This window comes from Rhodoferax sp. GT1R46 (assembly GCF_056521285.1).
This window is the reverse complement of sequence record NZ_JBWMBC010000002.1, coordinates 41765-59206: the sequence shown is the minus strand read 5'-3', so window position 1 is coordinate 59206 and position 17442 is coordinate 41765. Positions and strand designations below refer to the sequence as shown.

Genomic DNA, 17442 nt, shown 5'->3' with positions numbered 1-17442 from the left:
CGAACAAGAAAAGGATTTAACCCATGAAATCATTACTCGACCTGTTCAAGCAGTTCACGCCCGATGAGCACTTCGGTGCCATCAAGATTGGCATGGCTTCGCCCGAAAAGATCCGCTCATGGTCTTTCGGCGAAGTGCGCAAGCCTGAAACCATCAACTACCGCACGTTTAAGCCAGAGCGTGATGGTCTGTTTTGCGCCAAGATCTTTGGACCTATCAAAGACTACGAATGCCTGTGCGGCAAGTACAAGCGCCTCAAGCACCGCGGTGTCATCTGTGAGAAATGCGGCGTTGAAGTCACGCAGACCAAGGTGCGTCGCGAACGCATGGGCCACATTGATCTGGCTGCACCATGTGCCCACATCTGGTTCCTGAAGTCCCTTCCAAGCCGCTTGGGCCTGGTGCTGGACATGACCCTGCGCGATATCGAGCGCGTGTTGTACTTTGAAGCGTATGTGGTGACCGATCCCGGCATGACACCGCTGAAGAAATTCAGCATCATGTCTGAGGACGACTATGACGCCAAATTCAAGGAATATGGCGACGAATTCCAGGCCAAGATGGGCGCCGAAGGCATCAAGGATTTGCTGCAAAGCATTGACATTGATGGCTCGATAGAGCGTCTGCGCAACGACCTGACCGGTTCCGAGCTCAAGATCAAGAAGAACTCCAAGCGCCTCAAAGTGCTGGAAGCCTTCAAAAAATCGGGCATCAAGCCCGAGTGGATGGTGCTCGATGTGTTGCCTGTGCTGCCACCGGACTTGCGTCCGCTGGTTCCACTGGACGGCGGTCGTTTTGCAACCTCCGATTTGAACGATCTTTACCGTCGCGTCATCAACCGCAACAGCCGTCTGCGCCGTTTGCTGGAACTGAAAGCGCCTGAAATCATTGCACGCAATGAGAAGCGCATGTTGCAGGAGGCCGTGGACTCCTTGCTGGACAACGGTCGCCGTGGCAAGGCCATGACGGGTGCCAACAAACGTGCGCTCAAATCCCTTGCCGACATGATCAAGGGCAAGAGCGGTCGTTTCCGTCAGAATTTGTTGGGTAAGCGCGTCGACTACTCGGGTCGCTCGGTTATTACCGTGGGCCCAACCCTCAAGCTGCACCAGTGCGGTTTGCCCAAGTTGATGGCGCTGGAGTTGTTCAAGCCTTTCATCTTTGCGCGTCTTGAGTCGATGGGCATTGCGACCACCATCAAGGCCGCCAAGAAGGAAGTTGAATCCGGCACGCCCGTGGTGTGGGACATTCTGGAAGAGGTCATCAAAGAACACCCGATCATGCTGAACCGCGCGCCTACGCTGCACCGGTTGGGGATCCAGGCGTTTGAGCCCATCCTGATTGAAGGCAAAGCCATCCAGTTGCACCCTCTCGTTTGCGCGGCATTCAATGCCGACTTCGACGGTGACCAGATGGCTGTTCACGTGCCGCTGTCGGTAGAAGCACAGATGGAAGCCCGCACACTGATGCTGGCATCCAACAACATCTTGTTCCCTGCCAACGGCGAGCCGTCCATCGTTCCTTCGCAAGACGTGGTGCTGGGTCTGTACTACACAACCCGCGAGCGTATCAATGGCAAGGGCGAGGGTCTGATCTTCTCCGATACCGGCGAAGTTCAGCGCGCCTTTGATGCAGGTGAGGTCGAGTTGAACGCACGCATCAACGTGCGCTTGACGGAATACACAAAAGACAAGGAAACCGGCGAGCTGACACCGTCCACCCAGTTGTGGGAAACCACTGCAGGCCGTGCGCTGCTTTCCGAGATTCTGCCTAAGGGTTTGCCGTTCTCCAACATCAACAAGGCGTTGAAGAAGAAGGAAATCTCCAAGCTGATCAATGTGTCGTTCCGCAAGTGCGGCTTGAAGGATACGGTCGTATTCGCCGACAAGCTGTTGCAGGCGGGTTTCCGTCTGGCTACAAAAGCCGGCATCTCGATCTGTATTGACGACATGCTGGTACCTGACGAAAAGCATGAAATCATTGCCCGCTCGCAACGCGAGGTCAAGGAAATTGAGCAGCAGTATGTGTCGGGCTTGGTGACTTCCGGCGAGCGATATAACAAGGTGGTGGACATCTGGGGTAAGTCGGGCGACGAAGTGTCCAAGGTGATGATGGCCAAACTGTCCAAAGAGATGGTAACTGACCGCCATGGCAACCAGGTGCAGCAAGAGTCGTTCAATTCCATCTACATGATGGCCGACTCCGGCGCCCGTGGTTCTGCCGCGCAGATTCGCCAGGTGGCTGGTATGCGGGGCTTGATGGCCAAGCCGGACGGCTCCATCATCGAGACGCCTATTACCGCGAACTTTCGCGAAGGCCTGAACGTGCTGGAGTACTTTATCTCCACCCACGGTGCGCGTAAGGGTCTTGCGGATACGGCGTTGAAGACAGCCAACTCCGGTTACCTCACGCGCCGTCTGGTCGACGTGACCCAGGATCTGGTCGTTACTGAGCAGGATTGCGGTACCCATGCCGGTTACCTGATGCGCGCGATCGTTGAAGGCGGAGAAGTGATTGAATCACTGCGCGACCGCATTTTGGGTCGTACCGCTGCCGATGACGTGTTGCACCCAGAGAACCGTTCGGTGCTGGCGGATGCCGGAACCATGCTGGACGAAGACCTGATCGACATGCTGGAAATCGCCGGTGTTGACGAAGTCAAAGTCCGTACTGCATTGACTTGTGAAACCCGCTTTGGCATTTGTGCCAAGTGCTACGGACGCGATTTGGGCCGTGGTGGTTTGATCAACTTCGGCGAAGCCGTCGGTGTGATCGCTGCCCAGTCCATTGGTGAGCCTGGAACCCAGCTGACCATGCGTACGTTCCACATCGGTGGTGCGGCCTCACGTGCAGCTATCGCCTCCAGTGTGGAAGCCAAGTCCAACGGAAATATTGGTTTCAACGCGACGATGCGTTATGTGACCAACAGCAAGAAGGAGTTGGTGGTGATTTCCCGTTCCGGTGAAATCGTCATTCACGACGAGCATGGCCGCGAGCGCGAGCGTCATAAAGTGCCATACGGTGCGATTCTGAATGTCAAGGTTGACCAGGCCGTCAAGGCGGGTGCCATTCTTGCCAACTGGGATCCGCTGACCCGTCCCATCATTACCGAATTTGCCGGTAAGGCACATTTCGAGAATGTGGAAGAGGGCTTGACTGTTGCCAAGCAGGTGGACGAGGTTACCGGTCTGTCGACCATGGTGGTTATCGATCCCAAGCGCCGTGGCGCTACCAAGATCGTTCGCCCACAGGTCAAGCTGATTGATGCGTCTGGTAACGAGGTGAAGATTCCTGGAACCGATCACTCGGTGACCATTGGCTTCCCTGTCGGTTCGCTGGTGCAGGTGCGTGACGGTATGGATGTGGGCCCAGGCGAAGTGCTGGCCCGTATTCCAATCGAAGGTCAGAAAACCCGTGACATTACCGGTGGTTTGCCGCGTGTGGCCGAGTTGTTTGAAGCCCGTACCCCCAAGGACAAGGGAACACTGGCTGAAATCACCGGTACCGTGTCGTTTGGTAAAGAGACCAAGGGCAAGATTCGCCTGCAGATCACAGATCCGGATGGCAAGGTCTGGGAAGACTTGGTTCCAAAGGAAAAGAACATTCTGGTCCACGAAGGCCAGGTTGTGAACAAGGGCGAAAGCGTTGTGGACGGACCTGCCGACCCGCAAGACATCTTGCGCTTGCTGGGTTCCGAGGAACTCGCTCGATACATCGTGGACGAAGTTCAGGACGTGTATCGCTTGCAGGGTGTGAAGATCAACGACAAACACATCGAAGTCATTGTTCGTCAGATGCTGCGCCGTGTGGTGGTCGAGAATGCAGGCGACTCCGGCTACATCAATGGTGAACAAGTTGAGCGCTCTGAAATGCTCAATACCAACGACGCACTGCGCGGTGAAGGCAAGATTCCAGTCACCTTCACCAACCTGCTGCTGGGTATCACCAAGGCTTCGTTGTCCACTGACAGCTTTATCAGCGCCGCTTCCTTCCAGGAAACGACCCGTGTGCTGACCGAGGCGGCCATCATGGGCAAGCGCGATGAGCTGCGCGGCTTGAAGGAAAACGTCATTGTCGGCCGGCTGATTCCAGCAGGTACCGGTTTGGCATACCATGAAGCCCGCAAAGTGCGCGAGAGCATGGATGATGCCGAGCGTCGGGCTATCGCCGATGCAGAAGCTGCTGAGTTGGCGGGCGAGACCGAGACGGTTGGCGAGGAGCCCACCGGCGACGGGTCGGCCAGCGAGTAAGCTCAAACTGCTACACTAAACGTAGCGCCCCAAGCCCGTTTCACGAGGGGCTTGGGGTTTTTTTATTGGAAAGTCATGAGCGGTTCCGTGTTGCTTTGGATCTTGCTGGCGCTGGCCATTTTTTGGGGCGTTGGCGTATATAACCGGCTGATGCGTATGCGCGCGCGCGGATTTGCCGCATTGGGGTCGGTCGAAAAACACATGAAGCAGTATGGCGAGCTGGTCAGTGCGCATCTCGCTGTTCCCGGTGTGGCGACAGCACCCGTGGCTGAACATTTGCCGCCTGAGTGGGCGCAAATGCTCACCCTCTTGCATACGCTGGACCACGCGCTAAAGGACGCCAAGAGCACACCGTTGTCGCCTGAGCCCCTTGCCTTTGTCTCAGAAGCGTTCGATGCGGTCCAAAACGGATGGCTGAATTTACGCGAAGTACCCGCGGACTTGGTCGGACCCGCAGTGCCCGCAGCAATGCAGTTGCAATGGGACGCCGCCACGGTCAAGGTGCAAACCGCGCGCGGTGGCTTAAATCAGATTTTGACTAAATACAACGAAGCTATTGTCCAATTCCCAGCTCGACTCATTGTCGGCATTTTGGGTTTCAAGCCCGCAGGCTTGTTGTGAAAGCACCATGAATTACCCTGAACAAACCATACCTTTGTGGCGCCAGTTGCAGGCCACAGCCACCGTTATTCAAGCCGTGCGCAACGGCGTGTCTGGTACTGCTGCCATAGAGGACGTATCTGCCGAGCTGCGCCCTGGTGTGCAGGCACTCGCGTTTTATGTTTGGCGCAATCTGGGGCGCGCTGAAGCACTCCGGAAGAAGCTGGCGACCAAATTACCACCTCCAGCGGCTGATGCGCTCCTGTGTGTTGCACTCGCGCTGGCGTGGCGTGACACAGATGTACCCTATGACATGTTCACCTTGGTCAACCAGGCGGTGGAGGCGGCTAAGCGAGGCGCGGCGACCAAGGCCCAGGCGAACTTTCTGAATGCCTGTTTGCGACGTTTTCTGCGCGAGCGCGCGGCCCTGGTTGCTGCGACCGACTCGGATCCCGTTGCATTCTGGAATCATCCGCTGTGGTGGATCAAGCGCGTGCAGCACGAACACCCCACGCGTTGGCGTGAGATTTTGGACGCATCGAACTCCCACGCGCCAATGACACTGCGCCTCAACGCACGTAAAACCAGCCAGGCGAACTATTTGACCCAGCTGACGCAGGCTGGCATTGACGCCCATGTGGAGGTCAGCGGCGCGGTTGTTTTGCATAAGGCCATACCTGTGCAGCGCATACCTGGTTTCGATCAGGGAATGGTATCTGTGCAGGATACGGCTGCCCAGATTGCAGCGCCCCTCCTGCTGGATGGCCTGACAACAAGCTCAGCCCTTCGTATTCTGGACGCTTGCGCCGCGCCGGGGGGCAAAACAGGGCACTTGCTTGAGTTGTTGGAGTGTGATGTGAGCGCCCTCGATATCGATCCCAAGCGTTGTGTGCGGATTACGCAGAATCTTGGTCGTCTTGGGCTTCACGCCCACGTATTGGCCGCAGACGCGTCACGTCCGCAGGGCTGGTGGGACGGGCAGCTGTTTGACGCCATCCTGCTGGATGCTCCTTGCACCGCTTCCGGTATTGTTCGCCGCCACCCGGACGTGCGCTGGTTGCGCCGTGAAGCCGATATCGCGAAGCTGGCCGCGCTACAAAAACAAATGTTAAAGACCTTGTGGACTTTGTTGAAACCGGGCGGCCGATTGCTGTATTGCACCTGCTCCCTGTTTCTCGCCGAAGGCCAAGACCAGGTTCAAACGTTCCTTGCGCACAACACCGAGGCAGTTTTGCTGCCTTCACCGGGGCATTTAATGCCCCAAAATGGCGCCAAAGCGGGTGTCGTCCCGGACAATCAGCGTACTGATCATGATGGCTTTTATTACGCACTGCTGCAAAAACGGATGGCTTGACCGGGCCATCCGTTTGTTCTGCATTGTGGGGATATTGGCCGGGGCCGTCCATGCACAGGCCCAGAACGTCACTGAAATCTCCCAGTTCAAGGTTGAGCGTTCGGACGATGATATTTTGGTTTCCGCGCAGGTTCTTTTTGAACTTCCCACGGTAGTTGAAGACGCCCTTGTGAAGGGGGTACCCCTGTTTTTTGTGACAGAGACGAGCCTTCTTCGCGAACGGTGGTACTGGTACGACAAACAGGTGGGTAGCGCGGAGCGCCACATGCGGCTGGCCTACCAGCCACTCACCCGCCGGTGGCGACTGAATGTTGCGACTGGCGCAGGTCGAGACGCTGTGCTGGGCCTTGCCCTCAACCAAAGCTATGACACGTTGGCGCAGGCACTTGCTGCTATCAAGCGGGTATCACGCTGGAAGATTGCTGACGCATCTGAACTGGACCTGTCGATTAAGTACAAGGTGGAGTTCCGGTTTCGGCTTGATCTCAACCAATTGCCCAGGCCGTTTCAAATTGGAACCCTGGGCCAATCCGACTGGGATCTAGCCGCAACGGTCATTGCACCGCTGTCTTTGAGCTCTGTCAAATGACGCCCGAGCCTCCCCGCACGGCCGCAGTTCGGCATAGTTCCCGCGCCACGCGTTGGGCTATTTCTGTCGGGGCGATAACCATGGTGGTGATTGGGTTCGTTCTGTTGTATCTGTTGATGCAGGCAACCAATAACCGGGAGATGTACGAGGCCAACTACGCACGACTTTTTGCCATCAATGTCGTAGTCGCTTCGCTCCTCTTTTTTGCAATTGTGTGGGTGGGTTACCGATTGCTGGTCCGTCTGCGCGAAGGCAAGTTCGGCAGTCGATTACTTGTCAAACTGGCCACCATTTTTGCATTGGTTGGCTTTGCGCCCGGTTTGTTGATCTATGTGGTGTCCTACCAATTTGTGTCCCGCTCCATCGAAACATGGTTTGACGTAAAGGTTGAAGGTGCACTGGAAGCTGGATTGAACCTTGGGCGGGTAACGCTGGACACCCTTTCCAATGACCTGATCGGAAAATCGCGGTCTGCAGCCTCGCAAATTTCAGAGAATCCAGATACGACAACCGGACTGCTTTTGGACCGGCTGGTAGATCAGCTGGGTGCGGCTGACCTCACGGTGTGGGGAGCGTCGGGCAAGCTGATCGCCAGTGCCGGGCAATCACGCTTGCAGCTGAGCCCAGACAAGCCGTCAACCAGTCAATTTCGTTCGGCGCGGAGTGACAGGGTGTTGTCCTGGGTTGAAGGTCTCGAGGATATCGTTCCGGGAGCGGTAGCGAATGCCCGAATCAAAGTTCTGATGCCTATTTCGAGCACGGCGTTGGGACTGACTGCCGATGCACGATTCTTGTTGGTTTCGAAGGCTCTGCCTCCTAATCTTGTGGCAAATGCACTGGCGGTTGAAAGTGCCAATCGCGAATACCAAGAGCGGGCATTGGGTCGACAAGGCCTCAAGCGCATGTACATTGGAACGCTGACTCTCAGCTTGTTTCTGGCGGTTTTTGGCGCCATCCTGCTGGCTGTAATTCTGGGTAACCAGATTGCCCGACCACTGCTGTTGCTTGCCGAGGGTGTCAGCCAAGTCGCTGCCGGAGACTTTACGCCCAAGCTCGCCATGAAAGGCAAGGACGAACTGGGCGGCTTGACCCGCGCTTTTGCTTCCATGACAGAGCAGCTGGCAGACGCGCGCCAAGCCGTGCAAAACAGCATGAAGCAGGTTGATGCTGCGCGGGCCAACCTGCAGACCATCCTCGATAACCTGACCGCCGGCGTGCTGGTGCTGGGGGAGCGGGGTGAAATACGGTCGTCTAACCCCGGTGCTACCCGTATTCTGGGGGTTCCACTCGTCGTCCATGAGGGGGAATTGTTGTCGAACATTGAAGGTCTGCAGGATTTTGGACGCGCGGTGCAATTACAGTTTGCTGATTTTTTGACGCAACGTGCAGAGCTTGGCCTGGATCATTGGCAGCAGTCCTTCGAGCTGGGGGGTAATGGGGCCTCGTCGCATGGCCCGTTTGGTCGCGCGCTCACACTGGTTGCGCGTGGGGCTGAGTTGCCTGGCAGTGCGCGATTGCTTGTGTTTGACGATATTTCAGAAATTGTCTCAGCGCAGCGGGCGCAGGCTTGGGGTGAAGTGGCCCGGCGTCTCGCCCATGAAATCAAGAACCCCCTCACGCCCATCCAGTTATCCGCCGAGCGATTGGAAATGAAACTGAACGGAAAATTAGAGTCGGCCGATCAAGCCATACTGACCAAATCCGTCAAAACAATCGTCGACCAGGTGGACGCCATGAAGCGGCTGGTCAATGAGTTTCGTGACTACGCCCGCTTGCCCGCAGCAGAACTGGTGCCGTTGGATCTCAATGCGATGGTGCAGGATGTCGTGCAACTTTATGATGCTGGCAGTACGGCGGTACCCGTGCGCCTGGAGCTGGATGCTGCGTGCCCTTTAGTGATGGGAGATGCCCACCAGTTGCGCCAAGTCATACACAATTTATTACAAAACGCCCAGGATGCCACGGAGTCTGCCAATGCCATTTCGATGGAAGATCGCGCAGTGATCGTGCGCACCCAATGGCAAAAGAATACAGGGCGTGTTCGCCTTAGCGTGCTGGACCGTGGGACTGGTTTTACGGACCATATTCTTAAACGTGCTTTTGAGCCCTACGTCACGACCAAAGTCAAAGGGACTGGTCTGGGGCTTGCAGTCGTCAAGAAAATTGCTGACGAACACGGCTCGCGCGTAGACATCGCCAATCGCATGGTGGGTGGCGTCGTGGCGGGTGCACAAGTGTCGTTATCATTGGCCGCGGATAACAGCGCTCAGACTTGAGCGCAAGCAATGGCATCTAAGGGGTAATGCGTACACCATGGCAAACATTCTGGTTGTTGACGACGAGCACGGTATTCGTGACCTGCTCTGGGAAATTTTGAACGACGAAGGTCACACGGTAGAACTTGCGGAAAATGCGGCGCAGGCACGGGCTGCGCGGTTGCGTGAGCGTCCAGACCTCGTGTTGCTGGATATCTGGATGCCCGACACCGACGGGGTGACGCTGCTGAAGGAGTGGTCGTCCACCGGTGTACTAACGATGCCGGTCATCATGATGAGCGGCCACGCCACCATCGACACAGCAGTAGAGGCGACCAAGATCGGGGCAATGGCGTTTCTGGAGAAACCCATTACGATGCAAAAACTGTTGAAAGCGGTCGAGCAGGGCCTCGCACGCGGAAGTTTGCGCAAGCCGATGCCAATGCTGGAGACATTTGTGTCAGTTTCCTCAATTGAAACAGTGACCTTGGTGCAGTCGGTTGCTGCAGGGATTGCGGATACCGGGCTCCAGGCCAGTCAGAACTTTATGCTCGATAAGCCGTTGCGCGAAGCACGTGACGAGTTTGAAAAAGCATACTTTGAGTATCACCTCGCCAAGGAAAATGGATCAATGACGCGCGTGGCTGAAAAGACCGGGTTGGAGCGCACCCACCTCTATCGGAAGCTTAAGCAGCTTGGCGTGGATCTGACCCGCGGCAAAAGGAACGGTATCTGACTGGCAAATCGCAGATAGTGCGGTTCTTGCTGCTATAATTTCAGGCTCAGGCCCGGTAGCTCAGTCGGTAGAGCAGAGGATTGAAAATCCTTGTGTCGGTGGTTCGATTCCGCCCCAGGCCACCAAATTGATCAACCCATCTTTTTGATGGGTTTTTCTTTGATCCATATGCGGGAATAGCTCAGTTGGTAGAGCGATACCTTGCCAAGGTATAGGTCGAGAGTTCGAGCCTCTTTTCCCGCTCCATATGGCCCAATATGCACCAAGCCCGTCCATTGCGATGGGCTTTTTGCTTTCTGGGTTTGATTGAACTTTGCTATAACAATAGTAGCGTCTAGCGCACAATTGACGGGGGCTACAGCCTGATTTGATGTGTAAATGGCCAGTTGACGCCGTTCACCCGATTTCCAAACCAACTTAACCCGGATGGGGTAATAATCGGGCAGTGTGCGGTCGTGATTCAACAGGGGGACAGCGGTGACGGGAAATTGTGCTAAACAGACGGTCAATCCCCTTCCTGTGGCTGTTCTCACGCAGGTCGAAAAAACCTACCATCTGGATTCAATCAGCGTTCCTGTGATTCGAGGGGTCGATGTCATTGTCCGCCCAGCCTGCTTTACTGTGCTGTTGGGCCCATCCGGCAGCGGCAAGACAACGCTGCTCAACATGATCGGCTGCATTGACAAGCCGGACAAAGGCGAGATCATAGTGGCCGATTGCAGGGTCGGTGACTTGACCGACGATGCGTTGTCGGACTTCCGCGCGAAAAATATCGGATTCATTTTTCAAAACTTCAATCTGTTGCCGGTTCTGAGTGCCTACGAAAACATCGAATATCCATTGCTTCTTGCGGGCGTTTCGGCAAAAAAGCGGGGCGAGCGTGTACCCAAACTTCTCGATGCTGTGGGCCTGGGTGACAAGGCCAAGAATCTTCCCGGCCAATTGTCGGGAGGCCAACGTCAGCGCGTTGCGATTGCCCGAGCGCTGGCCCGCAAACCCAAGCTGGTTATTGCCGACGAACCTACTGCCAACCTGGACAGCCAAACTGGAGCGGCCATCCTGACCCTGATGCGGCGCATGGTGGATCGATATCACGTTTCATTTATTTTTTCCTCCCATGACCCAGAAGTTCTCAAGGCCGCAGATGACACCATTTTCCTGAAGGACGGGTTGATTCAGGGAACTCGCCGTAAAGGGATGGAGGCCGCGTCATGATGACTTTCAACTTGGCCCTCCGCAATTTGCTGCGGAACCGCCGGCGGTCATTGGCCACACTGCTCGCGATGGCGATCGGTTCGGTTGCGATTCTTCTGTTTGGCGGGTTCAAAATCAACATCGGCTACGAAATGCACACGACCCATGTGCGAAAAGACGGCCACCTCCAAATACAGCATCGGGACTTTTACCTGTATGGCAGCGGTAACCCAACGGCCTATGGAATTACGGACTATAAAAAAATCCTGGAGGCGATCCAGAAAGACGAAGTGTTGCGCGACATAGTGCTCGTTGCGACGCCCGCTTTGCAGTTCGGCGGTATCGCCGGAAACTACGCGGCTAGCGTGTCGCGCACAGTAATCGGCAATGGATTTGTTGCAGAAGACACCAACCGCATGCGCCGCTGGAATGACTTTGGGCTTCGCAGCTCGGCACCGATCTCCGCAATGGAGGGCGCTCCTGCGGATGCTGCCGTGGTCGGAACAGGCGTTGCGCGAGTGTTGCAGTTATGCGAAGCATTGAAGATCGAGCGCTGCCCCAAACCAGAAAAACAAGCAACGGCGAGTGGTGCGGCACTGCCCGATGACATTGCACAACTCAGCTTGCAAGAGGCGCCTGCAACTTTGGCAGTGCCAGGAACCGTTGTGCCCAAGATCGAGGTGTTGGTGGTGAACGCCCGCGGCGCGCCGAATGTGACGTCTCTCTCCGTAGTGCGAGCCGAAGACCAGGGCATCAAAGAGCTTGATGAAGTCTCCATGATCATGCATCTTGCGAAATTGCAGCAGTTGGTTTACGGGGCGGCGCCACCCAAAGCCACCTCCATCATGATCCAGTTGCGCCACTCCGACCAGATTCCGGTCGCTCGCGCCCGACTGGTGACCCTCTTGGCAGGCATCTCAGCCACCCAGCCACTTGCCGTGCTCGACTTTCGGGAATTGAATCCTTTCTTTGTTCAGACCATGTTGATGTTTGATACTATTTTCGGTTTCGTCTTTCTGCTGATCGGAGGCATCGTCCTCTTCACGGTCAGCAATACGATGAATACCACCGTTGTCGAGCGCACCGTCGAAATTGGCACCCTGCGCGCCATGGGTTTGAGGCGCAGCGGCATTCTGAAACTGTTCGTGGCCGAAGGCGCACTGCTTGGCTTGGCTGGTGCGTTGCTCGGTGCGGTATTGGCACTTGTGCTGTCAGCGGTGATCAATCAATCCGGGATCCTCTGGCTACCGCCGGCCAGCGTAGCGCCCATGCCTTTCACTGTGGCGGTCTGGGGTGAAACCGGCATGATTCTTGGGACCACGATGGGTCTTGTTTGTATCGCGACCATTTCTGCATGGTGGCCAGCGTACCGGGCTGCGCGGCTGGACGTGGTTGAGGCACTTCGCCACGTTTGACTTTAGGAGATGCGGCCATCATGAAATCAATTTTGCTCTTTCTGATTTCAGCTCTATTGGGGTGTGGTGCGGCACGGTCCGCGCCCAGCGCGGACGACATCCTTGCTGCCAGTGATGCCATTCGCAATCCGGGGCGATCGTTCAGCGTGACCGTCACGCTCACTGAATTTCAAAATGGCAAGCAGGTTGATACCAGCACGCTGACGAGCTACTCCCGTTTGCAGCAGCAGGGGGGGCAGTATTCCAGTTTGGTCCGGTTTGTTTTGCCAGCGCGGGATGCTGGCAAGCTGATGCTGAAAAACGGAAATGATATGTGGTTCTATGACCCCACCAACAAAGCCAGCGTTCGCCTGTCGCCGCAACAGCGCTTGCTTGGGCAGGCGTCCAACGGCGATGTAGCCACAGTAAATCTGGGTAAGGATTACAAACCTGCCCTGGTGGGTGAAGAAGACGTGCAGGATGGGGAGCGACGAACGCGCAAGGCATACAAACTGGCCTTGACGGCGGCAACGCCCGATGTCACTTATGCCAGCGTGGAAATGTGGGTTGATGCAGAGAATAGCCGACCCATCAAGGCACGCTTTTTCGCGGAATCGTCGCGTTTGCTCAAGACCGTTTATTACCGGAAATTTCAGACCCAACTGGGCGCCGAGCGTCCAACGGAGTCCGTGATCATTGACGGCCTCAACCCGCAGTTGGTCACGCTTATGCGTTTTTCAGATTACGCCGCACGCACCATTCCTGAAACCTGGATGCAGCGGGACTACCTGCCTCGGTTTCAACCGGACTAAACCAATGCCCCAATACTCCCGTCGCTCTCCTCACTACCCGTGCCTTGCCGCAGCTGTGTCTTTGGTGCTATCAGTATCCGTTGCCCATGCACAAGAAGACGCACTCAGCCTGGAGAGTGCGCCAGCCGAAAAATTCGAGTTATCGAACAGCACCAAAATATTCATTGAAGGCGCCGTTGGCAACGCCAGCCAACGCTACCTGCCAGACAGCGTGGACACCCGGCGCGCTTCGGTTGACCTGATGTATTCCGAGCGCATCGGAGCCGGTTTGCGTGCGGTATTCTCAGATCGCCTTGATGCGATTCACCCGGCCGCCGTGGGGGCAGATGGGCCGGTCAACAGCCTGCGCGAAGCCTACCTGAGTTGGCAGCCCGACGGCGGTGATAACGTGGTCGATTTTGGGCGCATCAATCTGCGTAACGGGCCCGGCTATGGGTACAACCCAACAGACTTTTTCCGTGATGGTAGTTTAAGAGTCATCACCAGCGCCGACCCATTCGCTCTGCGGCAGAATCGGATCGGTTCGGTGATGGTGCGCGCTCAACGCTTGTGGAATGGCGGTTCGTTTTCAGCGGCCTACTCGCCCAAGTTGGCCGACCGCCCCAGTGCCGAAGGCTGGAATCTTGATCTGGGGTCCACCAACAACCGCGACCGGGCTTTGTTCACACTCGGCACCCAGATTTCCCAAAACGTCAACAGCCAGGTTTTGCTCTATTCGCAAGACGCTGTGTCGCCGACCTTTGGCGCGAACATGACAGCATTGTTGTCGGATGCAGCCGTAGCGCACCTGGAATGGACGCATGGCAGCGAGATCGACTTGCTCAGCCGGGTACTGGGCACGTCGACCAACCGGGTGACAGGGGACCGCTTTGTAGGCGGTGTTACTTACACGACAATGGGAAAAACCTCCATTACCGCCGAATACCAGTACAACGGATTCGGGCTCGATCAATCAGGCTGGGCAGCGCTAGGAGGCCTACCAACGACACAGTTGGCCTATCTGAGTGAAGCATTGCGTCTGCAGGAGCTGGCTCCTCGGGCCGCCTACTTGGTTTACGTCACCCAAAAAGCACTGTGGCTTAAGGACCTGGATTTAACTGCTTATCTGCGCGTCAACGCCGTCGACAACAGCAAATTGGCGTGGGTCGAACTCCGTCATCACTGGCCAAAATTCGATCTCACGCTTCAGTATCAGCAGAATATTGGTAGCGCCGATAGTGAGTTCGGAGTATTGCCAGACCGCCGAGTGATGCAGGTACTCGGAGCGTATTATTTTTGACGGCCTTTCCCCAAAGTGCTTGTCCATTTGACTGCACAAATACCGTCTGTGCTTTCCAGAGTTCCTGAGACATACTGGGCTGCAGCACCCCTGTGTGCAGTTCTCAGTTATTTATAGGCGGGCATTGGAGGGACGGTTTGCAGGGTAGTCGCCAACCATAGATTGTTAAGGCAACAAGTCTCCGATTCCTGCAGACCGATGTTGGGTGAAGGAGGTGGTTTCATCCCTTCGGATGCCCAGGTTTGAATCCAGTCGGACTGCATTCAGGCCCGAATTACCAACAAAAAGGCCCGCCGAAGCGGGCCTCAAACGGCTAGTCAAGCCAACTAATTATTTAGCTGCCCGACGGCGGCGCTGCGCCAAACCTAGACCGGCCAAGCCAAGACCCAACAAAGCAAGGGAACCTGGCTCAGGTATATTGAACGCAACGCTACCATCCGAAGTGGACTGGCGAATCAAAGCTCCCGTTGGGGACACCCACAACAAATCAGTGGTTGGAATCGGAGGATTCACGTTCGTGTCGAGTGCCCATTGCACAGCATTGGGATCCAGCAACCAAGCCTGGTAGAAAGACTTGTTGTCAGCTGCGGTCGCCCAGAAGTTTTGCGAAAAAGCATCGGAGTCGTCCGATCCATTGCCATCAAAGTCAAATGAGACCGTGCCGAAAACTGCGAGATTAGTTAGATCCAGCTTTGATCCTTTGACGTTCAAGCGCGCAACTTGTTTGGAAGCGCCACCGTTTTCATAGAACACATCAAAATAGCCTGACGTAAATTGAACACTCGTTCCAGTCGAGACACCATTGATCTTGTACTGGTAGGTCAAGCCCCAAGCGCCGAGGGTTCCGTAGGTTGGTGAGGTTTGTCCTTGTGTAAATCCATTGCCATCAGTAGGTGTGTTGAGCGTATCAATATTCAACCCGCCTGGAACAATTGGATATGCAAAATTCAATGTGTTTCCCGCCACAGCCGTCTTCGCACCTGCGGAAAAACCGTAGGAGTTCATGACACTAGTGATATTGGTATCAATTACGACTGTACCCGCGGTGGCTGGATTGCCCAAATAAATTGAGGTTGCCTTGGTTCCGCTGTAGCCCAACTCGTCAAAAGCACCAGTTTTCGTACTGCCATTTGCGGGGAAAAGAATGGTGTTGACGTCTATGCCGTTATTCAGCGTGATAGGCGCTGCAAGTGCAGATGCGGCTGCGGTCAGCCCAAGAGCTGCCACCGCCGCAAGGGAGATAAGTGATTTTTTCATGATGACACTCCGTTAAGTGAGGGGTTACTAATTCCGAGTTACCTCGAATGCTTTCACTAAAGCAGGTTGTATGCCAGAAGTCTTATCTCATTAAAAATCAACGAGTTGCGATCATTTTGCTCGCCGGGCAGATCGATCCTGTAAAAGAAATCGACGTATTTTTTGCATCAGAATTGGGGCCTCGTGATTGCGGTAATCCCGTTATATTTCACGACAGTTGTTGTCGCCGCCTGTTTTCTCGTCACGATCAACGCAGTAAATTTGACAAGAATGGAATTATCCGATGGCCATGTTGCCGGTGTTTGATTACTCCCGCGCTTTCTCCCGCAACTTTGGCTGGGTCAGCGAACCCGAGCAAACCAAGCTGCGCAATGCGCGTATCGCCATTGCCGGTCTTGGTGGCGTGGGTGGGGCGCATTTGTTAACACTCAGTCGGCTTGGCATCAGCCATTTCAACATTGCAGACTTCGACGATTTCGATGTGCACAACATCAACCGCCAAGCCGGTGCTTTCATGCCCTTTATGGGACGGCCCAAAATTGACATCATGGCTCAAATGGCCAAGGACGTTAATCCAGAGACTGACTTGCGATTGTTTCCAAAGGGGGTTCAGTCCGACAATGTCGATGAGTTTCTGAATGGCGTGGATATTTATGTGGATGGGCTGGACTTCTTCGCCTTGCCAGCACGCCGCATGGTCTTTGCCAAGTGCCGCGAAAAAGGCATTCCGGTGCTCACGGCGGCGCCCCTGGGTATTGGCGTTGCATTCTTGTATTTCTCGCCCACCGGAATGAGCGCTGAAGACTATTTCAGATGGGAGGGGCATGATTCGCAGGAGCAATATGCCCGTTTCATTGCGGGGCTGTCCCCCTCCATGCTGAATCGCGACTATCTGGTGGCGCCGGAGGCTGTGAATTTTCAGGAGAAGAGGGGGCCGTCGACCATCATGGCCTGCGACCTCTGCGCTGGGGTGATGGGTGCTTCTGTTTTAAAGGTTCTCTTGGGCAGGGGTGACGTCAAGGCCGCGCCTTGGGGGATGCATTTTGACGCCTATCACCAGAAGCTTAAATTCACTTGGCGGCCCTTTGGCAACGCCAATCCCTTGCAGCAACTTTTGCTGAAGTTCATTCGACCTGTCTTGCGTGGCGGCCCTAAGCGTTAACGGTATGGCCGCGACTACCGGGTGGAGTAGTGATGGATCAAGCCGCGTGCGCCGGCCTCACACAAGTCCAGTACCCGTTCAAAGCCTGCCAGATTGCCAAAATAAGGGTCGGCAACCTCGGTCACGTCAAGGGCTGGTGAAAAGCTTAAAAAAAGCCTCAGCTTGTTCGCATGTTCAGTGGGGCAGATTCTTTTCAAGGCGGAGAGGTTGTCGCTGTCCATTGCCAAAACCAGATCAAAGTCGTTGAAGTCGCGCGGTTCAATCCGGCGCGACTGGTTGCGCCCTGGTGTATATCCTCTTTGCACCAAGCTGGCAATTGCTCTTGCATCCACCGTTTGCCCCACGCGTGGCGCGTGCGTGCCCGCCGAATCAAATTGAATTTTGCGCGTAAGACGGTCTTCTTTTGCCATCGTTGTTGCTACTGTCATTGCCATCGGAGATCGGCAGATATTGGCAGTGCACACGATCAAAATCTTTGTCATATCGGCCTCATTTTAGATTCTGAAATTGGCATTTAGATCGTTCAGGGCCTTGCGGCATCGCAAGGATTTTTGCGTTGG

13 protein-coding genes and 2 tRNA genes are annotated in these 17442 nt (G+C 55.4%); 13 read left to right on the top strand and 2 right to left on the bottom strand.

Annotated features, from left to right (window positions below; genetic code table 11):
* Positions 1-23 precede the first annotated feature (23 nt).
* From rpoC to AC097W_RS05570, 12 genes are all read left to right on the top strand, one after another.
* The gene (gene rpoC, locus AC097W_RS05625; RefSeq protein WP_479601430.1) at positions 24-4250 is read left to right on the top strand and encodes a DNA-directed RNA polymerase subunit beta'; all 4227 of its coding nucleotides are present in this window, start codon (positions 24-26) and stop codon (positions 4248-4250) included.
* Between the two features lie 75 nt (positions 4251-4325).
* Positions 4326-4871: a hypothetical protein gene (locus AC097W_RS05620; protein ID WP_479601428.1), complete on the top strand. Its 546-nt coding sequence runs from the start codon at positions 4326-4328 to the stop codon at positions 4869-4871.
* A 7-nt stretch (positions 4872-4878) separates the two neighbouring features.
* Complete coding sequence (gene rsmB / locus AC097W_RS05615; protein WP_479601426.1) at positions 4879-6204, top strand: 16S rRNA (cytosine(967)-C(5))-methyltransferase RsmB; 1326 nt, start codon at positions 4879-4881, stop codon at positions 6202-6204.
* A complete protein-coding gene (locus AC097W_RS05610) occupies positions 6161-6793 on the top strand; it encodes a DUF4390 domain-containing protein (RefSeq protein WP_479601422.1) in 633 nt (210 codons plus the stop codon). Before rsmB ends, AC097W_RS05610 begins: the two co-directional genes overlap by 44 nt.
* Complete coding sequence (locus tag AC097W_RS05605) at positions 6790-9069, top strand: sensor histidine kinase (RefSeq protein ID WP_479601420.1); 2280 nt, start codon at positions 6790-6792, stop codon at positions 9067-9069. The genes AC097W_RS05610 and AC097W_RS05605 overlap by 4 nt, the downstream gene beginning before the upstream one ends.
* A gap of 37 nt (positions 9070-9106) precedes the next feature.
* On the top strand, positions 9107-9784 hold the full coding sequence (locus tag AC097W_RS05600) for a response regulator (RefSeq protein WP_479601418.1): 678 nt from the start codon (positions 9107-9109) through the stop codon (positions 9782-9784).
* Positions 9785-9833: 49 nt separating this feature from the next.
* A tRNA-Phe gene (locus tag AC097W_RS05595) sits at positions 9834-9909 on the top strand.
* Between the two features lie 45 nt (positions 9910-9954).
* Positions 9955-10030 (top strand) — tRNA-Gly (locus tag AC097W_RS05590).
* Between the two features lie 231 nt (positions 10031-10261).
* Positions 10262-10999, top strand: coding sequence for an ABC transporter ATP-binding protein (locus tag AC097W_RS05585; protein ID WP_479601416.1), 738 nt, complete (start codon positions 10262-10264; stop codon positions 10997-10999).
* Positions 10996-12393: an ABC transporter permease gene (locus tag AC097W_RS05580; protein ID WP_479601414.1), complete on the top strand. Its 1398-nt coding sequence runs from the start codon at positions 10996-10998 to the stop codon at positions 12391-12393. The genes AC097W_RS05585 and AC097W_RS05580 overlap by 4 nt, the downstream gene beginning before the upstream one ends.
* A gap of 20 nt (positions 12394-12413) precedes the next feature.
* Entirely contained in the window at positions 12414-13184 is a 771-nt protein-coding gene (locus tag AC097W_RS05575) for an outer membrane lipoprotein-sorting protein (protein ID WP_479601412.1), read from the top strand.
* A 4-nt stretch (positions 13185-13188) separates the two neighbouring features.
* Entirely contained in the window at positions 13189-14463 is a 1275-nt protein-coding gene (locus AC097W_RS05570) for a hypothetical protein (RefSeq protein ID WP_479601410.1), read from the top strand.
* A 330-nt stretch (positions 14464-14793) separates the two neighbouring features.
* On the opposite strand, the gene AC097W_RS05565 is transcribed toward AC097W_RS05570, so the two are convergent.
* On the bottom strand, positions 14794-15720 hold the full coding sequence (locus tag AC097W_RS05565) for a PEP-CTERM sorting domain-containing protein (protein WP_479601408.1): 927 nt from the start codon (positions 15718-15720) through the stop codon (positions 14794-14796).
* 283 nt (positions 15721-16003) lie between these two features.
* Between AC097W_RS05565 and AC097W_RS05560 the strand changes: the two genes are divergently transcribed.
* Positions 16004-16882, top strand: a complete 879-nt coding sequence (locus AC097W_RS05560; RefSeq protein ID WP_479601405.1) for a ThiF family adenylyltransferase — start codon at positions 16004-16006, stop codon at positions 16880-16882.
* A gap of 14 nt (positions 16883-16896) precedes the next feature.
* On the opposite strand, the gene AC097W_RS05555 is transcribed toward AC097W_RS05560, so the two are convergent.
* A complete protein-coding gene (locus tag AC097W_RS05555; protein ID WP_479601403.1) occupies positions 16897-17364 on the bottom strand; it encodes a low molecular weight protein-tyrosine-phosphatase in 468 nt (155 codons plus the stop codon).
* Between the last annotated feature and the right edge of the window lie 78 nt (positions 17365-17442).